Source organism: Nocardia sp. A7 (genome assembly GCF_046549215.1).
In the GTDB taxonomy this organism is placed as follows: domain Bacteria; phylum Actinomycetota; class Actinomycetes; order Mycobacteriales; family Mycobacteriaceae; genus Nocardia.
Map to the genome: position 1 here is coordinate 111,959 of NZ_JAJPWE010000002.1, position 17,134 is coordinate 129,092.

The following is a 17,134-nucleotide window of genomic DNA, read 5'->3' on the forward strand; positions in this document are numbered from 1 at the left end:
AGGGGGTGGTCGAATCGGGTGTCAACGGAGTCGGACTCCGCCGTGCGTGACGGTCATGCTCTCGATGCCACGCAAGTTCACATTGGGCCGGTACCGCAGCGAACCCGGCACGAGCACCGGATCGATCACGCGCGAGGCGAAGGCGGACAGTGCCGCGCCGCCCTCGGCCCGGCCCAGGGCCGCGGCGAGGCAGAAGTGCGCCCCGGCGGAGAAGGCGAGGTGGTCGGCCGCACCGCGCGCGACATCGAAACGGTCGGCGTCGGGGTAGTGCGCGGGATCGCGGTTGGCGGCGGCAAGCAGCACCAGCATCGCGGTGCCGGGGCTGATCGCGGTGCCGCTCACCTCCATGTCGCGGGTGGCGATGCGCATCACGAACTGGATCGGCGCGTCGTAGCGCAACACCTCGTCGGCGGCACTGATCCCCAATCCGGGGTCGGCGGCGAGGATCTCGCGCTGATCCGGGTGCTGGAGCAGCGCGAGCACGCCGCTGGCGATGAGGTTGGCGGTGGTCTCGTGACCGGCGACCATCAGCAGCACACAGGTGGCGAGCAGTTCGCCCTCGCTGAGCACTTCACCTTCCTCTTCGACCTCGATGAGCCGCGAGAGCAGGTCGTCGCCGAGGTTGCCGCGCCTGCGGGAGATCAGGTTGACCAGGTAGTTCATCAGCTCGTTGCGCGCGCCTTCGGCGTCGTCGAGGTCGTCGTTGTGGACGACGAGGTTGAAGTCGAGGACGCGGCCCAGCCTGCGAGCGGCGGGTTCGAAGTCGCCGAACTCCTCGACGGGGATGCCGAGCAGGGCGCACATGATCCGCACCGGCAACGGCAGCGCGAATTCGGAGACGACGTCGAATTCGGACTTACTCGCGATCTGGGCGATGAGATCATCGACGATCGAGTGGATCTGTGGCTGCGATGCCCGAATCACCCTGGGGGTGAAAGCCTTCGAGACGAGTCGGCGAATGCGGGTGTGCGCGGGCGGATCGAGGAACAGCAGGGATTCCGGGCGTTCCGGGTGATCCTTACCGAGCCGGGAGAGCTTGGGGTCGTTGCGGACCGACGGGTCGCGCAGCACCTGCTGGCAATCGGCGTAGTTGGCGATGATCACGAGGTCGCCGCCTTTGGCGACCAGCGGGGACTTCGTGCGCAGGGCGCGGTGGACGGGATAGGGATCGGGTCGGGTGTCGGGAGCGAACAGTTCGGCCAGCGTCGACTCGGCGTCGTGCTGGCTGGCAACCGTGGTCGTCATTTTCTGGGCTCCTTCGAAATCGGCGTCGAAATTACTTCGCCTGCACCGGATAAAAGTCTTCCACCCTGATGTCGCGGACGACAACGTAGAACGCATTATTGATCAATTGCGGTACGAAATGGATCGCCCTGTCAAGGAGTGGGATCATCGTTTTTTTCTGGGCCAGCGATTCGATTGCCGAATCGACCGCGTTCAACGCCCCGTTCGGCTGCGGCAGGTACCGCGAGGCGAGCAGGACACGCCGTGCGGACGGCAGGAATTCGGACGCTGCTCATCTGAGCTTCACGGGCGCGTTCCCCGATGACGTGCGGTACCGCTATACAAGGTGCATATCTCGGACAAGTCACGTCACTGATTACGCGAGGCGCGCACTATGGAGACACGGCATATCGAGGCATTTCTGGCCATCGCTGACGAACTGCACTTCGGGCGGGCGGCCGCCAGGCTCCACCTCACGCAGCCGTCCCTGAGTCAGCAACTCAAGCGTCTGGAACGCCATCTCGGCGTCGAACTGGTGTCGCGGACCTCGCGGGTGGTGCAACTGACCCCCGCGGGCGAGGCGTTCCGCACCGACGCCCGGCGGATCCTCGGCGAGGTGAACTCGGCGACGAGCACGGTCCGCGACATCGCGGCCGGACGGATGGGCAAGATCAACATTGGGTTCAACGGTCGGGCCGGTCAACTCATCATGCCCAGGTCACTGGCCCAATTGCACGCGAACTATCCCAACATCACGACCAAACTGACTTCCAGCCGCTCCGGGCCGCAGCTCTCGGCTCTCACCCGCGGCGACCTCGATGTCGGGTTGCTCTACGGTGGCGCGTCCAACGGCGGGTCGGTGTTGTCGCGGTGTCTGGTGCAGATGCGCATCGGCGCGCTGGTCGGGCAGGGGCACCGGTGGGCCGATCGGTCGTCGATCTCGATCAGCGAACTGGCCGAGACGCCGTGTGTGCTGTTCAACCGCGAAGTGAGCCCGGCGATGTACGACGCCATCATGTCCGCGGGTGAGCGGGCGGGCGCGTTCCCGAAGGTCGCCGAGTACATGAACGACTCGGTGGCCACCGGGATCACCGTGGCGGCCCGCCGGTATGTGGGGTTCGCGTCGTTCATCAGCATGGACGAGCCGCGGCCGATGGGATTGAAGGTGGTTCCGCTCGTCGATCCGGAGCCTGTGGTGGAATTACAGGTCGCCTGGCGCGTCGACAGCCCCAACGAGGTGGTACAAGTATTTCTCGACAGCCTCGACTCGACAAAGAATTTCCTGCAGTCCACCATCCGGGGCAAAGTGTACGGCGAACCATTGGCGAGTTGATTGCCATTCGGACGATTGAGATCGCCAATGGAAATACGCAGCGGCGGCCGGGGATGATGCAATTAATACATGGCACCTGAACTGAAAACCTCAGCCACCCTCGGTTCGGTATTCGAGGCGATCGATCCGGATAACCCCGACTTCCTGCTCTTGCAGCGAATTGTCAGCAAGCTGGTTCCTTTCGGCACCCACGCGGGCACCGAAATCACCGAAATCGGTCCGCACCGCGCGATCGTGGAAATTCCCGACGAGCCCTACATCCTCAACCATCTGCGCACCGTGCACGCGGGCGCGCAATTCCTGGCCGCCGATATCGCGGGCGCGTGCGCCTTCGTCGGCGCGCTGGCCTCGCGGTTGTCCGCCATCGACACGTTGGTGCTGCGGGACGCGCGGCTGTCGTTCCGCAAACCGGCCATCGGGCGGATCCGGGCGATCGGGGTCATCGACCCGAGTGATGTCGCGACGGTGCTGGCGGCCCAGGCGGGCCAGCGGGTGGACGTGGACGCGCGGGCGCTGATGTACGACAAGGCCGGCGTGCTGGTCGGCAAGGTCGCCCTCGACTACGTCTGCACCCTGGCGGCGTGATGAGTGAGCAACGCACCGAGATCGTCGGGCTGGAATCGACCACCGTCCCCACCACGGACGGCGCGGCCCTCGCGGTTCGGCTACTGGCGCAAGCGGATCCGAGTGCACCGGTCGTGCTGATCCTGCCCGCGATGGCGATCAAGGCCAAGTACTACCTGCCGCTGGTCACGGCTTTGCACGCCGCCGGGCTCACGGCTGCCGTCCTCGATCTGCGTGCGCAGGGCGACAGTAAGCCCGCGCTGGGGGAGGGGCCCGGGTTCGGCTATCGCGAGCTGATCGAGGTCGATCTGCCCGCCGTGGCGGACGCGCTGCGCGAACGGTTTCCGCAGGCGCCGCTGCACCTGTTCGGGCACAGCCTGGGTGGGCAGCTCGCGCTGCTGTTCGCGGCGGCCGAGCCGGAGCGGGTCGCGAGCATCACGACGATCGGCACCGGCTCGGTGTACTGGTGGTCGTTCGAACCGCGCAGGCGCCTCGAGGTGCTGGCGCGCGGACTGTCGGTCGGGGCGGTGACCCGGCTGCGCGGACGCTGGACCGGCGGTGGCGGGATCGGGCCGATGACCGCGGGTGTCATGATCGACTGGGCGCGGCACCTGCGGACCGGAAACTACCGGCCCAGTGGCAGCCGCCGCGACTACGACCGGTTGCTGCGTGAACTCACGCTGCCGGTGCTGCTCATCTCGCTCGACGGTGACCCGCTGGGTCCCGAGTCCACGGTGCGGTTCCTGAGCAAGCGGATGGGCGCGGCCCAGCAGCACCGCTGGCACATCGACCGGACGTCGGGTTTCACCCACATCGGCCACGCTTCGTGGGTGAAGGACAGCGACCTGGTTGCCCCGACCGTCGCGGCGTGGGTCGCCGAAGGCCGGCCGCCCCGGTAACGAAGGCGACTCCTCGGTAGGACGGCCGACGGCCCCGGTGGCGACGGCAGACAGCTGACTGTGGCGACGGCCGTCGGTCGTGGCACCTCTCGATAACGACCTCTGTATTCGGGCTCACCAAAGGATTGGCACAGTGACGACTTCCCTTGCACCCTCGGCGCTCGCCAGGGATGACAACTCCATCTACCGTGCGCTGTCGGAATTGGACAAGCCGGTCTTCGTGGTCCGTGACGATCGCGGTATGGCGGTGACCACCGATGCCGGTGCCGCCCGTAGCGCGCAGGTGTTGGCAGCCGCACCGGCATTGCGGCCGGAAGCGCTGGGCAACAACGAGTTCCGCAAGACCCATGGTGTGGCCTATGCCTACCACGCCGGTGCGATGGCGAACGGGATCGCCTCGGCGGCGATGGTGGTCGCGATGGCGCGCGCGGGCTTGCTGGCCTCGTTCGGTGCCGCGGGCGTGCTGCCCGCCCGGATCGACGAGGCCCTGGCCACCATCGGCCGCGAAGCTCCGGGAAAACCGTTCGCCTGCAACCTGATCCACAGTCCCAGCGAGAACGCACTGGAGCGGGCGATCGTCGATGCCTGCCTGCGGCACGAGGTGCGCTGTGTCGAGGCGTCGGCCTTCCTCGATCTGACCCCGCAGGTGGTGCGCTACCGGCTGGCCGGACTGCACCGCGACCCGAACGGTCAGGTTGTCGCCCGAAACCGGGTGATAGCCAAGGTATCTCGCGCCGAGGTGGCCGAACTGTTCTTGCGACCGGCACCCGAGCACCTGGTGCGCGGACTGCTCGACGCGGGGGAGATCACTGCCGAGCAGGCGGCGTTGGCGCCGTCGATGCCGATGGCCGACGACATCACCGGCGAGGCGGACTCCGGCGGACACACCGACCGTCGTCCGCTGGTGGTGCTGCTGCCCTCGCTGCTGGCGGTGCGCGAACGGATCCAGCGCGAATACGATTTCGCCCAGCGGGTTCGGGTCGGCGCGGCCGGTGGCATCGGAACGCCGGCGGCCGCCGCGGCCGCCTTCGCGATGGGTGCCTCCTACGTGGTCACCGGGTCGGTCAATCAGGCCACTGTCGAAGCGGCACAGTCGGAGACAGCGAAGCGGCTGCTGGCCGCGGCGGGCGTGGCCGACACCACCATGGCGCCCTCGTCGGACATGTTCGAGCTCGGCGTCGACGTGCAGGTGCTCCAACGCGGCACGATGTTCGCGAGCCGGGCCCGGCGCCTCTACGACACCTATCGACGCTACGACGGCGTCGAGGCGATCCCCGCCGCCGAGCGCGCCGAGATCGAGCAGCGGATCCTGGCCCGTTCGTTCGACGAGGTGTGGAACGACTGCCTCGGCTACTTCCGTGAGCGCGACCCCGAGCAGATCGCGCGCGCCGAGGGGAACCCGAAACGCCGGATGGCACTGATCTTCCGGTGGTATCTGGGCCGTTCGTCGGGGTGGAGCACGGCTGCGACGCCCGAGCGGACCCTCGACTATCAGATCTGGTGTGGACCGGCGATGGGCGCGTTCAACGATTGGGTCGCGGGCACCTACCTGGCGGCACCGGCGCACCGCCACGTCGCCGAGGTCGGGCTCCAGATCATGCAGGGCGCAGCGTTCACCACCCGCGTGAGTCAGTTGCGCGCGGCGGGCGTGCGCCTGCCGGGTCGCTGCGCGACCTACGTTCCGGCGCCGCTCACCACCATCGAGTCGCGATGAGTAGCGCCGTGCAGGGGGACAGCGCCGTGCAGGGGCACCGGGGAGTGCAGGAATACAGTGTCGCGCCGCTGGTCACTATGGCTGATGACGACAACTTGGCCAACGTGGTGTTCCGCAAGGCGGCGGCCGAGCCGTCGGCCGTGGTGTTCAGCCGTAAGACGCCAGAGGGCTGGCTCGACGTCAGCTTCGACGAGTTCGCGCGAGTCGTCCTCGGACTCTCGAAAGGCCTGTTGGCCAACGGGATCGGCGTGGGCGATCGAGTGCTGATTCTCGGTGGGACGAGTTTCGAATGGTCGGCGGCGGACTTCGCCGTGCTGAGCGTTGGCGCGGTGGCCGTGCCGGTGTATCCGACGTCGTCGGCCGAGCAGATCCAGCACATCGTGGCCGACGCTCGCCCGAGCGCGTGTTTCGTGGAGACGGTCGAACAGCGCGAGCTGATCGGTGCGGCCGCGGGAGAGGCGCTGCGTGGGCGGGCTTGGCTGCTCGGCTCGGCGCTGCCCGCGCTGACCGAGCAGGGTGAGGCGGTCACCGATGCCGAGCCCACCGCACGTCGGCTGGCGGTGCGCGCCGATGATGTCGCGACGATCGTCTACACCAGCGGCACGACCGGTGTTCCCAAGGGTTGCCTACTGACTCACCGCAACATCTTCGCCGCCGCGGCCAACGTGGTCGAACTCCTCGACACCGTATTCCGGCGTACCCCAACAGATCCCGCGTCCACCCTGCTGTTCCTTCCACTCGCGCACGTGTACGGGCGGGTGGTGCAGTTCGGCTGTGTGTTGGCCGGGGTCCGCACCGGTCTGGTCGCCACCCCCGCGCAGCTGCCCGCCGAACTGCCCAACTTCCGGCCGACGTTCCTGATCGGCGTCCCGTACGTCCTGGAGAAGATCCGCAAGGCGGCACGTCAAGCGCTGGGCAGCGCCGCGTACGACGCCGCGGAGGCGGCGGCGATCGCTGTCGGCCACGCACGCCGACGCGGTCAGCAACCCCCGTCGGGCGCGGTGATCGACGCGGAGATCGGCAAGCAATGGCGCGGCATGTTCGGCGGACGACTCGAGCACATGGTCGCGGGCGGCGCCTCGCTGGAACCGTCCACGGCGGACTTCTTCACCGGAATCGGCGTGGAGATCATCGGCGCGTACGGACTCACCGAGGCGTCGTCGACGGTGAGTATGAGCGCGCCACATGCCAATCGGGCCGGCGCGGTAGGGCGACCGGTGCCGGGCACGACGGTCGCGATCGCCGACGACGGCGAGATCCTGGTCCGTGGCCCGCAGGTCTTCCCCGGATACTGGCCCGATGGCGGCCACGATCCCGAAAGCTGGCTGGCCACCGGTGATCTCGGCCATCTCGACGAGGACGGGTTCCTGTTCATCACCGGCCGGCGCAAGGAGATCATCGTCACCAGCGGTGGCAAGAACGTGGCACCCGCGCCGCTCGAAGACCGAGTTCGCCTGCACGCCTTGGTGAGCAACTGCATGCTCGTCGGTGAAGGCCGACCGTATGTGACCGCCCTGATCACCGTCGATCCGGTGGTGCTGGCGCGCTGGGCCGCGCAGCACGGCGTCGACCTGTCCGGCGGTGTTCCCACCGACGACCCCCGGTTGCTCGCGGAGATCGACGCCGGCGTCGAGGCGGCGAACCAGCTCGTCTCGCGGGCCGAGTCGATTCGCCGGTTCGCCGTTCTCGCGGAGGACTTCTCGATGGAGAAGGGTCAGCTGACGGCGTCGTTGCGGCTACGCCGCGCGGCGATCGAAGCCGACTACGACGCCGTCATCGCCGAGCTCTACCCCGGCTGACCGGCGGCCAGCCAGCAGAAGTACTCGAGGTCCACCTTCGCGAGCAAGGCGCCACTGTCGTCGTGCAGCAGGGCCTTTCCGGTGATGTCGAACTGCTCCTCGGTCCTGCGCGCGACCACGTCGGCCAGGATCGGGGAGCTCACCGTGCCGCTGGCCCGAATCCGCCCGCGGGCAGGCCGGAAGAAGGTGGACTTGGTGCTGCGGAGCACGAAGGTCCGCACATGCAGGATGCGCGGCGCGATGATGCCGGAAAACGCACCGGCGCAGGCGACTTCGGCGGCGAGGAACAACGCGCCCGCGTGCACAGTGCCCAGATGATTGCTCATCTGCGGTGCCTCGGGAATCTCGGCCACCGCCGATCCGGGGCCCAACTCGGTCATGCGCACTCCCACCAGATTCACGAACGGGACGAGCGTGTCGACGGTCTTGCGGATCTGTTCGTAGTCCGGCGTAGTGGCACCGGTCATATTCGTCAGCCGAGCCTGCGCTGCGGCGATTCCGGGGGCCGGTTCATTTCCAGTTGGCATGCCCCAATTAGCCCATATCGAACCGTTTTTCGTGATGAACGGAAGTTGAATTCAACTATTCCGCCGAGCTGCCGGATCACTAATAGTGAGATCCATTGTTCGAGAACGCCTATTCATGTAATCCGATTGGAAATCGGTCCACGATTCCTGTGGTTCGACTCCGTAAAATCACAACCGGGGCCATAAGCGTTTCATTTACTGAGGAGTCACCCTGATGTATGACGCGATTGTTGTCGGCGCGCGGTGCGCGGGTTCACCGATGGGCATGTTGCTGGCGAGGCAGGGGCATCGAGTCCTGGTGGTCGACCGTGCCACCTTCCCCAGCGACACCATCTCGACGCACTACATTCAGCAGCGCGGGCTGGCCCGGCTGGCCGAGTGGGGTCTGCTCGACAAGCTGATCGCCACCGGTGTGCCGGCGATCAAGCGCATGACGGTGTCCTACCTCGACATCGTCATCGCCGGGTTCGCCGATCCCATCCAGGGCATCGATGCCACCTACGCGCCGCGGCGCACCGAACTCGACGCGATCCTGGTCGAGGGCGCCAAGGAAGCCGGCGCCGAAGTTCGCACCGGTTACACCGTCAGCGAACTGATCATCGAAGACGGCGTGGTCGTCGGTATTCGCGGCTCGGTAGCCGGTGGTGAGATCGCCGAGGAGCGGGCCCGCATCGTGATCGGCGCGGACGGCACCAACTCGTTCGTCGCCAATGCTGTGGGCGCCGAGACCTACACGAAGGTCGCGGCCGAGTGCTTCATCTACTACTCCTACTTCAGTGGCCTGTCGCAGACCGAGTTCCACAGCCGCATCGGCGACAAGCAGCAGATCGGCATCTGGCCGACCCACAACGACCAGACCCTCGTCGCGGTCATGCGCAAGATCGACACGTACGCCGATTTCCGCGCCGATGTCGAGGCCAACTTCGTGAAGGTCGCGCGCGAGATCCTGCCCGAGTTCGCCGAGGAACTGGTCACCAAGGGCAAGCGTGAGGATCGTTTCTACCCGATGCGGTATCCGGACAACTACCGCCGCCAGTCGCACGGCGAAGGCTGGGCACTGGTCGGGGACGCGGGTTACCACAAGGATCCGTTCACCGGGCTCGGGATCTCCGACGCGTTCGACTACGCGGCACTGCTCGCCGAGCGGGTGCACGAGGGTCTGACCGGGCAGCGGCCGATGGCCGAGGCGCTCGCCGATTACCAGCGCGAGCGTGACGAGAAATCGAAGTCGGGTTTCGAATTCACCTGCACAATTTCCACACTCGAGCTGACCCCGCAATTGCTCGCTGTTTTCCGAGCGCTGGAAAACAACGAGGAATATGCCAAGGACTTCTTCGCGATGGTCGGCGGCGGAATGACCGGCGAGGAATTCTTCGCGCCGGAACGCATCGCGAAGTTACTCGGTGCCAACGTATGAGCTGATGGTGCTCGGCGACAGTTTCGCGGAGGGGCGCGGCGGTTCGGTCACCGCCGACGGCTCCTTCGCGGGATTCGTCGCGCACGTCGAGCACCTGCTCGGAATTTCCGGCGCGACACTGAACCTCGGTTCCTACGGGGCCACCACGCAGGATGTTCTCGACCGTCAGTTGCCGGTCGTGCTCGCCGCCGACGCGCCGCTGATCGGCGTGATCGTGGGCGGAAACGACCTGGTCACCGACTACGACCCGGATCGCTTCCGTCGCAACCTGCGTCAGATCTATGCCGGGTTGGCGCGCCCGGATCGGCTGGTGTTCACCACGAACTGGCCGAATATCCCGGACCGCCTGCCCGGCCTGCCCGAATCCGTGCGCACGGTGTTGCGGTCGCGGTTCGCGCAAGCCAACGACTATCTCGACGACCTCGTCCACGAGTTCGATCTCGTGCGACTCGATTTGGTGAACGCACCCATCACCGCGGACCCGGTCATGTGGTCCCCGGACGGCATGCATCCGAGTCCGGCGGGCCATCAGCTCATCGGCACGGCGATGGCCGACCTCATCGACGAGGTCCGGACTGTGCGAGTTACGCAACTCTGAGCAGAAGACAAGGGATAGCAACCATGAACGACCACCTTCGGCACTCCGAAGACCGGGCCATGACGCGGCGACTTGCCGACAACCCGATCGCGATCGTCGGACTGAGCGGACTGTTCCCGATGGCCGCCAATTTCCGTGACTTCTGGCAGAACGTCGTCGACGCCGCGGACTGCATGTCCGACGTCCCGGCCACGCACTGGAACCTCGACGACTATTACGACGCCGACCCGACGGCACCCGACAAGACCTACTGCCGCCGTGGCGGTTTCGTACCCGAGATGCCGTTCAGTGTCACCGAGTTCGGGTTGCCGCCCAATCAGCTCGAGGTCACCACGGTCGTGCAGTTGCTGAGCCTGCTCGTCGCCCGTGACGTGCTCGCCGACGCGGGCGCGGTCGGGTCGGACTGGTACCGGCCCGAGCGCACCGGTGTGGTGCTCGGCGTCGCCGGGCCGACGACGTTGTCACATCCCCTGGCTGCCCGGTTGTCGACGCCGGTGCTGAAGGAGGTCATCCGCAGCTGCGGGCTGACCCAGGCCGACGCCGAACAGATCGCGCAGAAGTACGCGGACGCCTTCCCGTCGTGGGAGGAGAACTCGTTCCCCGGTCTGCTCGGCAATGTGATCGCGGGCCGGGTCGCCAACCGCCTCGACCTCGGCGGCATGAACTGCACCGTCGACGCGGCGTGCGCGAGTTCGCTCTCGGCCGTGCACGTCGCGATCAGCGAACTGGTGTCCGGTCGCGCCGACATGATGATCACCGGTGGCTGCGACACCGAGAACTCGATCTTCGGTTACCTGTGCTTCAGCAAGGTCGGGGCGCTGTCGCGCACCGGTGTCATCAAGCCGCTCGACGACACCGCCGACGGCACCCTGGTCGGCGAGGGCATCGGCATGATCGCGCTCAAGCGCCTCGCCGACGCCGAGCGCGACGGTGACCGGGTGTACGCGGTGATCAAGGGCATCGGATCCTCGAGCGACGGGCGTTTCAAGAGCATCTACGCCCCGCGCGCCGAGGGGCAGCAGGCAGCGCTGCACCGCGCCTACGAGGACGCGGACTGCTCGCCCGCCACGATCGGGCTGTTCGAGGCGCATGCCACCGGCACCCGCGTCGGCGATCAGACCGAACTGGCCGCACTCAACGCGGTGCTGCGCGAGGCGACCGACGAGACCGGCTACGCCGCGATCGGCAGCGTGAAATCCCAGATCGGACACACCAAGGGCGCCGCCGGTGCGGCCAGCCTGATCAAGCTCGCGCTGGCGCTGCATCACAAGGTGCTGCCGCCGACGATCAATGTCACCACGCCGAACAAGGCACTCGACGACTCGTCGCCGCTCTACATCAACACCAGGACCCGGCCGTGGATCCACGACCCGCACCGGCCGCAGCGTCGTGCGGCCGCTTCGGCGATGGGCTTCGGCGGCACCAACTTTCACGCGGTGCTCGAGGAGGCCACCGGCGATCGGGTGCGCACGATGCATCGCACCGCGCGGGTGTGGTTGTGGCACGCCGAGTCCACCGCCGCGCTGGCGAGCCTGCTGAGTTCGGGCGCTGCCCCGAACGGTGACGCCGGGATCCCGGACGAGCACGCCCGCGTCGGATTCGTGGCACGCGACGAGGAAGAAGCGTCGGCGCTGCGCGCGCTTGCGGTGACCGAACTGGCCGGTGACGCCGACGAGTGGGCCCATCCGCGCGGCATCGTCTTCCGCGCGAGCGCCATGCCCGACCTGAAGATCGGCGCGCTGTTCGCCGGTCAGGGCAGCCAGTACGTGGACATGGGGCTGGCCGCGGTGCTGAACAACCCGACCGTCGGCACTGCCTTCGACGAGGCGAACGCGGTGTTCGCCGACGCCGCCCGCCCGCCTGCCGCGGTGGTGTTCCCGGCGCCGGTCTTCGACCCCGAGCTGCGCAACGCCCAGGAGGCGATGCTGCGGCGCACCGAGTTCGCGCAGCCCGCGATCGCGGCGCTGTCGGTGGGCCAGTACCGGTTCCTGTCCGAGCGTGGTCTGACCTGCGAGGGATTCATGGGCCACAGCTTCGGTGAGCTGACCGCGCTGTGGGCGGTGGGTTCGCTCGACACCGCCGACTACTTCACCCTCGCCAGGGCACGCGGTGCGGCGATGGCCATCGACACCGACGCCGATGCGGGCACGATGGCGGCGGTGCAGGCCGATCGCGAGCAGGTCAGCGCGATCCTCGCCGATCATCCCGATGTGAGCGTGTGCAATCACAACGCCCCCGACCAGGTGGTGGTCGGTGGCGGCACCGCGGCCGTCGCGGAGTTCGTGGCGGCGGGCCGGGCGCGCGGGCTGACCGTACGCGAGCTGCCGGTGGCAGGCGCGTTCCACACCCGCTACGTCGCCCACGCGGTCGAACCGTTCAAGGCGGCGGTGAAGAGCGTCGGCATTCGCGCGCCGAAGGCCAAGATCTACGCGAATTCCCGGGACGCCGAATATGGTTCGCGGGTCGCGACCAACCGTCGGGTGCTCACCGATCAGCTGCTCGAAACCGTCGAGTTCGTAGCGGGTCTGGAGGCCATGCGGGCCGACGGGTGCAATGTGTTCGTCGAGTTCGGGCCGAAGGCCACGCTCACCTCGCTCGTGCGCCGAACCCTGGGCGCCGAGGTGATCGCCCTCTCGACCGATCAGGGACCGACCGGCGACAGCGATGTGGCACTCAAGAAGGCAGCGCTGCAGCTGGCCGTGCTCGGTGCGCCGATCGTCGACATCCACCGCCACGACGCCGCGCCGTTCGCCGTCCCCGAAGCGCCCGGCATGGTCGTGCGCCTCAACGGTCGCGACTTCGTGCCGGACTCCCGTAAGGAGCTCTACCGCAAGGGAATCGAGGAGCAGGTCGTGTTGGAAGCTGTTACGCAGGCAGCGGCACAGGCGCGTGCGGCCGCCGAAGCGGAGGCCGCGGCACAGTCCGACGAAGCCGCCGCCGCTCGTCGAGACCACGTATTCGCCGGCGCAGGCGCTGCCGAACAGGTGGCGGTCGACGCGCAGGCCGTACAGGTCCGGCCGCAGGCCCAGATGCGGTCGACTGTCGGCGAAAGCACTGTGGCAGTGGCTGTTCCCGAGATCGCCGCGGTTGCCGCGGGTCCCACTCCGGTGCGGGAGCTTTCCACGGCGGGCACGGACTCCTCGTACGCGGGAACGGGTCTGGACGCCGTCACTCAGCAACACCTCGACATCCACAGCCGATACGCCGAGGGACAACTCGAGGTCGCCGAAGGGCTTGTCTCGGTACTGCGCGACGCGCAGCGGACGGGTGGTGCCGACGATCACCTCCAGGCGACCGTGCACGCCATCAAGGAGCAGAGCCTGGCGATCGGCCGAACCCACATCCGCGTCAACGAAATCCTCGCCTCCCTGTCCGGGCTCGGACACGAATCCCCGGCGCCCATCGCCGAAGCCCCCCGTCGGTCCGGAACGAACGGCTTCCACGCCGAACTCCCCACCGGCAACGGAAACGGCACCCACGCGGCGGCGCTGCTCGACCCCGAGCCTGCCGCTCGGCCCACTGCGCCCGACTTTCACCCGCAAACACCGTCCCCACAACGGAACTCGACCCCCGACTCGGTGACGGCGCAGCCGGCCCGAGAAGCCGGCGGTGTCGCGGCACGTCAAACGCTCGACACCGAGACCCAGGGCACGCTGCCCGGTGCTGTCGCGGCAAGCGACGGCCCGGCGCTCGATGCCGACGCGGTGTGGTCGGTGTTGTCGCAGGTCGTTTCGGAGAAGACCGGTTATCCGCCGGAGATGCTGGCGTTGTCGCTGGATCTGGAAGCGGATCTGGGTGTGGATTCGATCAAGCGGGTTCAGATCATGGGTGCGGTGGGTGAGCGCATCGACGGTGTGCCCGCTGTCGGCCCGGAGCAGGTCGCGGAACTGCGCACCTTGAGCGACATCGTGGATTTCGTTGCCGCATCCGTGGTTTCGGCACCGAGCGCTGCCGCGCCTACCTCGCCGGCGCTCGATGCCGATGCGGTGTGGTCGGTGTTGTCGCAGGTGGTGTCGGAGAAGACCGGTTATCCGCCGGAGATGCTGGCGTTGTCGCTGGATCTGGAAGCAGACCTCGGTGTGGATTCGATCAAGCGGGTTCAGATCATGGGTGCGGTCGGTGAGCGCATCGACGGTGTGCCCGCTGTCGGTCCCGAGCAGGTCGCGGAGTTGCGGACGCTGAGCGACATCGTTGATTTCGTCGCCGCCTCGTCGGCCTCCGCACCGAGCGGGGAGCCGGTGAACGGATCGGTGGTCGATGCCGATGCGGTGTGGTCGGTGTTGTCGCAGGTGGTGTCGGAGAAGACCGGTTATCCGCCGGAGATGCTGGCGTTGTCGCTGGATCTGGAAGCAGACCTCGGTGTGGATTCGATCAAACGGGTCCAGATCATGGGTGCCGTCGGTGAGCGCTTGGAGGGTGTGCCCGCTGTCGGTCCTGAGCAGGTCGCGGAGTTGCGGACGCTGAGTGACATCGTTGATTTCGTGGCAGGCTCCGCAGCCGCCACCGCTACTCCCGACGCGTCGGCCGCCGACACATCGACGGCTGCTGTGGAAGTCGCGCCGACCGCCTCCTCGGGGTCGGACACCCACGGCGCCATCGAGGACGATCCGGTGCTGTTGCGGATCGCGCCGGTCGAACTTCCCGACATCGACCGGGTCGCCGATCCCTACTCGCCCGACCGGACAGCTCTCATCGTCGACCACGGTGACAACACCGCGGCGGCTCTGGCGAGTGGCCTCGAGCAGCACGGATGGACCGTTCACACGGCCTCCGTCGCGGCCCGCGACAACGCCGGAGTAGCCGCCTGGGACGGCGCGACTGTGCAGGAGGCGATCGAGTCCAAGCTGAAAGATGTTGTGCGACTGGATTTGTGCCTGACCGTCCTGCCCGCGGACAGCCAGTGGTTGGTGGGTGGTCATCGGCTCGCCGACACGATCCACACCGCGACGCTGGTCCACGACCGTCTGGTGGCGACCGCCGCGGCCGGTACGCGGGCGGCGTTCGTCACCCTCACCCGCATCGACGGTGTGCTCGGCCACCGAGGTGATCGGGCGGCGGCCGCCGCTGTGGTCGGCGGGGTCAGCGGTCTGGTCAAAACTCTCGCGCAGGAGGCGCCCGGACTGTTCTGCCGGGCACTGGACCTCTCGCCGCGACTGACCGACGAAGTGCTGGTCGAATCCGTCCTCGCCGAACTCGACGACGCCGCGATCGACGCTCGCGAGGTCGGGGTCGACGCCGACCACACCCGCTGGACACTGCGCCCGCAGGCCGTCGAAAATTCGCCCTCGGCAACCGAACTCACCCTCACCACCGACGATGTTCTCGTCGTCACCGGTGGTGCGAGGGGAGTGACCGCGCGGTGTGTCCGTGACCTGGCCGCTCGCAGGCCCTGCGAGTTCATCCTGCTCGGCCGCACCGAACTCGACGACGAACCGGAGTGGGCGGCGGGTGTCGCCGACGACGCCCTCAAGGCCGCCGCCATCGGCGCCGTGCGCGCCGCGGGTGAGCAGCCGACACCCAAACAGATCGACAAGCTCACCCGAAACCTGCTGGCACAGCGTGAGATCCGCGCGACTGTCGAAGCGGTGGCAGCGACCGGTGCTCGGGTGCGCTACCTCGCGGTCGACATCACCGACGCCGAAGCCACCGAGCGGGCACTCGCTCAGGACGCGGGCCGGGTCACCGGCATCGTGCACGGGGCAGGCGCACTCGCCGATTCCCTGCTGCCGGCCAAAACGGCCGACGACATCCGGCTCGTCCTCGCGACCAAGCTGGACGGGCTGTACAACGTGGTCACCGCCCTGCGTGAGGCCACGCTCGGACATCTCATCCTGTTCGGTTCGGTGGCAGGGGTGTACGGCAATCCCGGTCAGGCCGACTACGCGGTCGCCAACGAGGCCCTCAACCGGGCGGCGGTGAGCTGGCGGCGCCAGGGTCTGGCCGGGCATGTCACCACCGTCAACTGGGGTGCGTGGGACGGCGGCATGGTGACCCCGCAACTGCGCGAGGTCTTCCTGGCCCGCGGTGTCGCCCTGCTCGGGATGGACGCCGGTGCCCGGATGTTCGCCGAGCAGTTCGCCCCCGGTCGCGCCGACGACGTGTCGGTGCTGGTCGGTCCGGCGGCTCCGCTGGCCACGGCCGTGACCCTCGCCGCGACGAGCCCTTTCATCAGCTACCGCGATCTCGCACCGCTGGCCGCGGACCCGGTGATCGGCGACCATCGAGTCGGCCAATTCCCGGTGTTCCCGGCAGCGGCCGGACTCGGCTGGGCGATCAATGTCGTCGAGCGCGCCAACCCGGGCCTTCGGGTCGTGGAATGCACCGGCTTCGAGGTGCTTCGCGGCATCGTGTACGACGGGAAGGATGAGCGCTCCTACCGGCTCGAAGTGCAGGCCGGGGAGGTCACCGGCGACCGTCTCGGCGTCACCGTCTGGATTCGCAGCGACGAGCCCGGCAAGGCCCTGGCCCCGTCGCACTTCACCGCGACGTTCGTCCTGGCTGCTGAAACACTGCCTGCACCAGCGCTTTCCGGCTGGTCAGGCTACGCGATCGGCGAAGGGCCGGAGAACGGGCTCGAGGTCTACCGTGCCGCGGATCTGTTCCACGGGCCGCTGCTGCAGGGAGTCCGTCGCATTCTGGAGCGCGCGCAGCGGCGCCTGGTCGTCGAATGCCGACTCGCGGACACGCGGATCGGCACCGGCAATTACGCGGGGGCACTGCACAGTCCGGTGCTGGCCGACGTCGCCATCCAGTCCGGTGCGCTACTCGGCGTGTGGTTCATGAACTCGGCCTGCCTGCCGCTGTCCATCGGCCGCATCGAGTACTTCGCCCCACTGCCCGACGACAGCCCGTTCGTGGTGGTGGTCGACGACCTGCGCGCCAACGCCAACGGCACGGAGGTCACCGTCACGGTCACCGCGTGCGATCCGAACGGCACTGTCCTGCAGCGCTATTGCGATCTCGCGGTGATCGCCACGCCGGAGATGACCGAGAAGTTCGCCGAGGCCGTGCGCTTACGCGAGCAGCGCGCGTGAGCACCATCGATGTCAGGAACGGAGA

10 protein-coding genes are annotated in these 17,134 nt (G+C 67.7%); 8 read left to right on the plus strand and 2 right to left on the minus strand.

All coding sequences use genetic code 11. From position 1 onward, the window contains the following. Positions 1–21: 21 nt before the first annotated feature. The gene (locus tag ACLJPD_RS11955; RefSeq protein ID WP_410872106.1) at positions 22–1,245 is read right to left on the minus strand and encodes a cytochrome P450; all 1,224 of its coding nucleotides are present in this window, start codon (positions 1,243–1,245) and stop codon (positions 22–24) included. A gap of 373 nt (positions 1,246–1,618) precedes the next feature. Here ACLJPD_RS11955 and ACLJPD_RS11960 point away from each other — a divergent pair, with 373 nt between their 5' ends. The 5 genes from ACLJPD_RS11960 (at position 1,619) to ACLJPD_RS11980 (ending at position 7,533) form a co-directional block, all read left to right on the plus strand. Beyond that, entirely contained in the window at positions 1,619–2,557 is a 939-nt protein-coding gene (locus ACLJPD_RS11960; RefSeq protein ID WP_410872107.1) for a LysR family transcriptional regulator, read from the plus strand. A 69-nt stretch (positions 2,558–2,626) separates the two neighbouring features. After that, complete coding sequence (locus tag ACLJPD_RS11965; protein ID WP_410872108.1) at positions 2,627–3,142, plus strand: DUF4442 domain-containing protein; 516 nt, start codon at positions 2,627–2,629, stop codon at positions 3,140–3,142. Continuing rightward, a complete protein-coding gene (locus ACLJPD_RS11970; protein ID WP_410872109.1) occupies positions 3,142–4,020 on the plus strand; it encodes an alpha/beta fold hydrolase in 879 nt (292 codons plus the stop codon). Before ACLJPD_RS11965 ends, ACLJPD_RS11970 begins: the two co-directional genes overlap by 1 nt. 133 nt (positions 4,021–4,153) lie before the next feature. Next, on the plus strand, positions 4,154–5,734 hold the full coding sequence (locus ACLJPD_RS11975; protein WP_410872110.1) for a PfaD family polyunsaturated fatty acid/polyketide biosynthesis protein: 1,581 nt from the start codon (positions 4,154–4,156) through the stop codon (positions 5,732–5,734). Further along, on the plus strand, positions 5,731–7,533 hold the full coding sequence (locus ACLJPD_RS11980; protein WP_410872111.1) for an AMP-dependent synthetase/ligase: 1,803 nt from the start codon (positions 5,731–5,733) through the stop codon (positions 7,531–7,533). Before ACLJPD_RS11975 ends, ACLJPD_RS11980 begins: the two co-directional genes overlap by 4 nt. Here ACLJPD_RS11980 and ACLJPD_RS11985 read toward each other — a convergent pair. Next, positions 7,521–8,060, minus strand: a complete 540-nt coding sequence (locus tag ACLJPD_RS11985) for a PaaI family thioesterase (protein WP_410872112.1) — start codon at positions 8,058–8,060, stop codon at positions 7,521–7,523. The genes ACLJPD_RS11980 and ACLJPD_RS11985 overlap by 13 nt on opposite strands. Positions 8,061–8,274: 214 nt before the next feature. On the opposite strand from ACLJPD_RS11985, the gene ACLJPD_RS11990 reads away from it, so the two are divergent. The 3 genes from ACLJPD_RS11990 to ACLJPD_RS12000 are packed head-to-tail and all read left to right on the plus strand — an operon-like array spanning position 8,275 to position 17,109. Continuing rightward, a complete protein-coding gene (locus tag ACLJPD_RS11990) occupies positions 8,275–9,477 on the plus strand; it encodes an NAD(P)/FAD-dependent oxidoreductase (protein WP_410872113.1) in 1,203 nt (400 codons plus the stop codon). Beyond that, positions 9,464–10,075 carry a GDSL-type esterase/lipase family protein gene (locus ACLJPD_RS11995; protein ID WP_410872114.1) on the plus strand — a complete coding sequence of 204 codons (612 nt, stop codon included), beginning with the start codon at positions 9,464–9,466 and terminating at the stop codon, positions 10,073–10,075. Before ACLJPD_RS11990 ends, ACLJPD_RS11995 begins: the two co-directional genes overlap by 14 nt. Positions 10,076–10,098: 23 nt before the next feature. Next, positions 10,099–17,109 carry an SDR family NAD(P)-dependent oxidoreductase gene (locus ACLJPD_RS12000; protein ID WP_410872115.1) on the plus strand — a complete coding sequence of 2,337 codons (7,011 nt, stop codon included), beginning with the start codon at positions 10,099–10,101 and terminating at the stop codon, positions 17,107–17,109. The last annotated feature ends 25 nt before the right edge of the window (positions 17,110–17,134 follow it).